Origin of the sequence: Microcystis flos-aquae FACHB-1344 (assembly GCF_014698375.1) — a bacterium.
Lineage (GTDB): Bacteria > Cyanobacteriota > Cyanobacteriia > Cyanobacteriales > Microcystaceae > Microcystis > Microcystis aeruginosa.
On sequence record NZ_JACJSW010000040.1, the window covers coordinates 23,919 to 30,024 of the forward strand.

4 protein-coding genes are annotated in these 6,106 nt (G+C 42.9%); all 4 read right to left on the reverse strand.

Translation table 11 applies throughout. The annotated features are described in order from the left end of the window. Genes H6G48_RS02745 through H6G48_RS02760 form a run of 4 tightly spaced genes read right to left on the reverse strand, consistent with a single transcriptional unit; the run spans position 1 to position 5,583 of the window. Positions 1 to 387, reverse strand: coding sequence for a J domain-containing protein (locus H6G48_RS02745; protein WP_242029970.1), 387 nt, complete (start codon positions 385 to 387; stop codon positions 1 to 3). Then, complete coding sequence (locus H6G48_RS02750; RefSeq protein WP_190718829.1) at positions 387 to 2,846, reverse strand: hypothetical protein; 2,460 nt, start codon at positions 2,844 to 2,846, stop codon at positions 387 to 389. Before H6G48_RS02750 ends, H6G48_RS02745 begins: the two co-directional genes overlap by 1 nt. Before the next feature lie 20 nt (positions 2,847 to 2,866). Continuing rightward, on the reverse strand, positions 2,867 to 3,364 hold the full coding sequence (locus H6G48_RS02755; RefSeq protein WP_190718831.1) for a LysM peptidoglycan-binding domain-containing protein: 498 nt from the start codon (positions 3,362 to 3,364) through the stop codon (positions 2,867 to 2,869). Between the two features lie 2 nt (positions 3,365 to 3,366). Then, positions 3,367 to 5,583 (reverse strand): Hsp70 family protein, encoded by a 2,217-nt coding sequence (locus H6G48_RS02760; RefSeq protein ID WP_190718834.1) that lies wholly within the window; start codon positions 5,581 to 5,583, stop codon positions 3,367 to 3,369. Between the last annotated feature and the right edge of the window lie 523 nt (positions 5,584 to 6,106).

Below are 6,106 nucleotides of genomic sequence, written 5' to 3' on the forward strand. Positions count from 1 at the left end.
TTATTCCTCCAAAAAATTAAGGTCTTTGAGTATCGATGAAGCCAGTTCGCCAGCAACTTTTTTAAGTTGTTCTTGATCGTAATTATTAATATCATCCATGGTATTTAAGATTTCTAAAGATGGTAAAGGTTCAGACAATTCCGAGAAAGACATGGTTTTCAAGCGTTGAACCAGAGGGAGATGAGGACGTAAATAATCCGCAACTATCCTATCTTGAGGATTCATTAATATCTTACGCGCTTTAGCTATGCTATCCATAGAATACCTACGGCGTTTCATAGCTAGACCGAAAGCTTTAGTGATTTCGGCAGTGGAAGCGGCGGGGGAAATTTCTAGAATATCGTAAGGATTACTATCTAAATTATCGTACATTAATCTAACTCCCATTAAATAATATGAAATAGTTTATAGACTTCTCGAAACTCTGGAGCATCTGGGCATAATTCGTAAGCCGATCTAACAAGTTCTATTAGTAATTCTTGGGGTAATTTTTGATAATTTTCTCTTAAAAGATCGAGACAGAATTGGGCGGTAAGGTGACGGAGTTTTTGTGATCTCGATCGTTTCGCCTTTTTGATCGCCTCAGAAAATTGATTGCGCTCCATCAATCGCCCTACTTCCCTTACGTCTTTTCTAAAAATAATCTCCTCGATGAATTCGTTTAGTATGGCATTATTGTAATCTATCTGTTTTAATTTCTCCAGTTCGCTTAAAGCTTTGGAATCGTCTATCTTTTGCTCATCCAATCTCCTGACTATTTCCAAGGCTTTATCTCGGACGTAATACATTTTCGAGTTAGTAGTTTGTACTAACTCGTACCAATTTCTATTCATCCTTAATAGATTCTCGAAACCCTCAATCTCCTCCTGTAATTCTAGGTAAAGTCGATCGATCTCCTCAATCCATTCTGGGTGATTTTTAAGGGCTGGTTTCGCCTCTTTTAAAGGATTCTCGGCTTTTTGCCACTGTTTCTGTTGTAGATAATGACAACCTTGATGGAATGATACAAAAGTATTAGCTATCTGTTCGAGATTAGATTGGCAGGTTAGGGGTTTTAACGCGACTCCGCGAACCCGATCCCCCTGCAAACAGGCAGCCACCGATTCCCCCCAACGGGTATAGAGAGTCGCCCAGAATTGATCGGGCAGTTTAACAGTATTTCTATCAGGGTGAGTCCGATACAACCCAGGTAGGATGGTTAACCCTTCGATATGGATTCCCTCTACAGGATTATCCCGTAATAACCCTAGGGCGACAGTATCGCGACGGTAAAGATCGCGAAGTTGCAGGTAGTAATTTAGGTCTTCTTTGGTTCGATCGATCAGCTCCTCAAGTATTCGGGTTAATTGTGCCTCTAAGTCCCGTATATCACCGTCATCGATAACTTTCCAAACCATATTCCTGATACTGGTGTTGAGATTTAAATTCGCCGTAGCGGATAACCAGACGGGTATTAATTTCTCTAGGGTAGCGGGATTTTCTACCGATCGATAATAAAGGGCGATTGCCAAATTGTGCAATGATTCCAGATTGCGTTTTCTTTCCCATTCCCTCTCGGCGTTGATAAGGATTTTTTCTCGATCCTGAGACATCCAGAGTTGATGGGCTATCCGGGAGACGATATGATTGCTTAAGTTCTGGCTAACTTGAGGGTCATCGCCGAATTTCTCTAAAAACACCTCGCTTTTCGAGCGGGCTAATTCTAGGTTTTCTTCTTGAATTAGTTCTTGTATTTCCTGCTGTAGAGTTAATTTTTCCCTTTGGCTATATCGGGTGAGCAGCTCTATCTGTTCTTTAATTTCCGGTCGATCGATCTTTTTCCATTCCCGACGCGCTTTCCTCCATTCCTTTAATCTCGCATAACCGTAACCCCGGAAGTAGATCGATTCCCTATCTTCGATTCCCTCTAATTGTTCTATTCCCTCCCGATAGTTCCCCGCTTTAATATTCGTCATGCCTAATCGCCGGTTTATATCGATTAATTCGGGTGTCATGAGTAGGGCTTTTCGATAGCTATCTATAGCCTTGTTTAGATCGCCGTTTTTTTCGGCAGCCACTCCCTGTTCAAAATAATTGAAGCCGATCGTTATCTGTTCTACCTTAGTTAATAGGTTTTTAACGTCCAGTCGCTGGAAATCTGCTAGGGCTTTATTTATTAACTCTCTCGATTGTTTTAGTTGTCCCTGTCGGGCTAATTCCTGGGCTTTTTTAAGTCTTACTTGACAGATATTTTCTGGCTCTACCTGTAATTGACATTGCTGGATTTCTAAACGGATTCGGTGATGGGAATAAAGAGCCTGTGCGCTTTCCAGTACCCCTAAAGCCTTCTTAAAATATCTCCGATTTCCCAACTCCTTGCCCTGTTTAAAAAAATCCAGAAATTTTTTTCTTTTTTCTAATTCTTGTTCAAGATTTTTCTCTAAAGATCTTAACTTAGGATCATTAATTAATTTGTTAGCCTCTTGGTAGAATTTTAACGCCTCCGATAACTTTCCTTTCTCGAAAGGGTTTCCCGTATCTTCCGCTTGTAATTTTATCGCCTTATTCGCCAGTTCTCTGCCCTTTTTAATTCCTTCTATTCGTCCATAAAAAACCAAGAAAATCAAAACAAATGTAGTGATAGAAAAATAAGTGATAAAATTCTCATCTAAAGCCAGCCAATTTTTGAGGACAAAGAGGATAAATATAATGACAAGTACGCAACCAAAGCCGGTTAATATTTCTGATTGTCTTGACCGATAGTTATTGTCCTTATTAGTAGGAAACCCTAAAAAAACACCCGTTAAACTAATGGCGAGAAAAAAAGCTAAAACAAATCCAATAGCATAGCCCAAGAAAACTAACATAATATTCGTACTGGGTAAAATTAACAGGATTTATCAGAGTTGGGGATCAATAACTTTTCACCGACCTCGAGAGAATCGAGCCGATCAAGCAAAAAAGGATTACCCTCAAGTATGGGAGATAATAGAGACTCATCTCCGTAAAAACGTTGAGCGATACGAGATAGGGAATCACCCGCTCGAACCCGATAGTTAAACCCATCCACGCAGACAGTTCTAGTCACCTCCTTCGATGGCGCGATCAGTTCCCCAACAGGAGGGATAACGGGACTAGATTCGCTGACAGGGATTAGGGAACGGGGGAATAGATTAGAAGCGATAGCGCCCAGAAAAATCCCCAAAATTAACAGCAAAAGAGCCAATCCCAGTAATAAGCCGCGGCGGTTAGTTGCAGTCGGATTATCGACAACGGGAGATAGTTCCATTAAAAGACGTAGAGAGGATAAATCCGTCTCGCAATTGGGGCAAACATTCCCCTCCACGTTCGATCGTTGACAAACGGGACAATTAATTTTACTCATAATTAAAATCGGGTTAATCCAGTGGCCACATTGCCTGTCGGTAATTCGATCTCGCAATTCTGGCGAACTTCCGGTAATAATCGCTGTAATTCTCGTTCCGCCGTTTCTCGATCCCCCGCTGCCAAAGCGGTGATAACCGCGAGGAATTTTCTCGCCATACTATCCGCGCTGGCTTGATTTACCACTCCAGTTCGGGTGATGACGCTACGACACAATAGCAGCAGCAGCAACAATTCGGATAAATTTTTCCTCTCCTGTAGTGCCGTTTCATTTAATCGCTGTATAGCCGAAAGATTACCGTTATTGATAGCTTTATTTAAATCTTCGATCAGTTGTTCGATGCGTGCCTGTTGTTCTTCCAGAACCAGAATTTGACAGTATTTTAAAACGAACTCGAACTCGGAGATCAGGATTTTACCCTGACTACTATCCTCGCAGGTGTAAGTTTTTAACTCCTGTAATTTTTCCCTGGCTACCTTGACCCGATCTTGCCGCGATTTTCCATCCTCTCCGCGGATTTGATTGGCCGCCCGAACTATTTCCCCAGCTATTTGATAGACGTATTCGGCCCCTACCGTGGTTAATAACTCCTTACGGTTCATCTCCTCGATACTTTCTTCTACCTGTCGCGATATCGCCTCGTCCTCACCCCCGCGGGAAAAATCGGAACTCACTTTGATCGAGGGGTCATTTTTTAAACTTGCTACCATCGATAGAGAATTATTCTGTTCGTCTAGGGAAACGGCTAGTAATATTTCTGTACCCTTTGGATAGGGTCGATCGAGGGCTAACCACATTTCCCCAATTTTCTCGTCGCACTTCTCCCCGGTACTTTCTTCCCGCACCCGATCCGGACTATAAAATTTAAAATGGATCAGACTCTGATCATCCACTTCGGTTTTAAAACTGTGGGTGGTTTTAACGGGTAATATATCCCCCTGTTTGATGATCCGATATTGGCTGCTGTCGGCCAAGTGGATACAGTAATCACGGGATACGGTCATTACCTTCTCTGTTAAACCAGCAGCCACGATCGCTGCTCCCTCCGCTACTGCATACATCGGCCGTCGATGAACTACCACCCTCTCGGAACCGAAAACTCTTTTAACTTCCTGTTGGACGAAAGGAATCTGGGAGGAACCCCCCACTAATAACACCACATCGATCAGATCTTCGGGATAGTCGGAATACCGGATCGCTTCTTGACAGATGGCGATCGTTTTCTCCACTAGGGGCCGGATCATCTCTTCAAATTCACTCCTCTTAATCGTCACGGAAATGGTGATCGCCATACCCATCTCATCGATCAACGGGGTTGCGGGGATGATGGCAGCACTTTCAGCACTACTTAAATCTATCTTTGCCCTCTCTACGGCACTCTTGAAATCCCCTAAAAATCTTACCCTTTGATAATGGGGCATCGCGGCGATCAGAGCGTCCACATCCTCTAGAGCTTCTTCTTGTGCCACTTTTTCCTTGACAAATCCCATTAATTGTGCATCTATATCATCTCCTCCTAACCAGAGATCCCCAGCTTTCCCCGATTCTATAAATTGATTTCCTGCGGCGGTGATCAAACAAGAATCGAAAGTACCGCCACCGAAATCGTACACCAGTATAGTTTTTACCTCCTCCGAATCCGGTTTATAACCGTAGGAAATTGCCGCCGCGGTCGGTTCTGAGAGCAACTCGCAGGCGATGATACCAGCCCGTTTTGCCGCCATCTGCGTGGCGTGACGCTGTTTATCGTTAAAATAGGCGGGAATAGTGATCACAGCTTCCTTTATCCGGCTTTTCTGACCGTTAGCCCCTTGATAATTCTGGGCATTAGCTACTACTTTTTTTAAAATCTCGGCCGATATGTCTTCCGGTTCGTATTCCTTGCCCCCTAACCATACCGATAGACTATCCTCCGTACCCCGGCTCGAGCGAGTGACTTTATAGCTTAAACGGGGTATTTGCTCCTGAACGATAGTATCGCTAAAACTCCTACCCATCAAACGCTTGATCGACATGATCACGTTTTCTGGGGTCGCCTTGATCTGTCTGTAGGCTTCCTCTCCCACGATCAGCCCCTCTCCGGCTAGGGAGACGAGCGATCGGGTTAATTTTCTCTCCGGAGGCGAGTTATCTGCGGCGGTCACTACCTCCACCCCCGCTAATTTAAATGCCGCTACTGAATTTGTCGTACCCAAATCTATCCCGACAATATTACCCATCGGATACCTTCATCTTTTTTAAGATTGCTCTTATTATACCCATGATTACTCTATTTGTTAAAGGAAATACTATAGCGATTTTCAGTCTAATGAGGTATGGCTGGACTTCACCCATACAGAAATACTAAAAAATCAACAAAACCCTTACTGCATGGGGCTTCTCAGAAAAAATTGACAAGCAACCACTGGGTACATTTTCCCCTTGAAAATGGCTGTACCGTTGACTGTATCTGGAGTAGAGCGATTCCGTAGAGTTGGCTGTATAGTGATCGCTAACCTTAGCGTAACAGATGGTGTCATTAATCTCTAGAGTCAGCGATTCCCTCTGTAGCCATGTTTTTGATGGTTTTCTGCCCCGAAACAAGCTATAGCGATCCTAAATTATTTTCAAAAAAGTGATAAGATAATATAATGTTTAATTATACCCAATAAAAAATGAATTACACAGGATTGGAGAAGCAAAGCAAGGAACTACAAATCGCTGAATTAGAACTATTTATAAAAAGTGTAATAGATTCAAGAG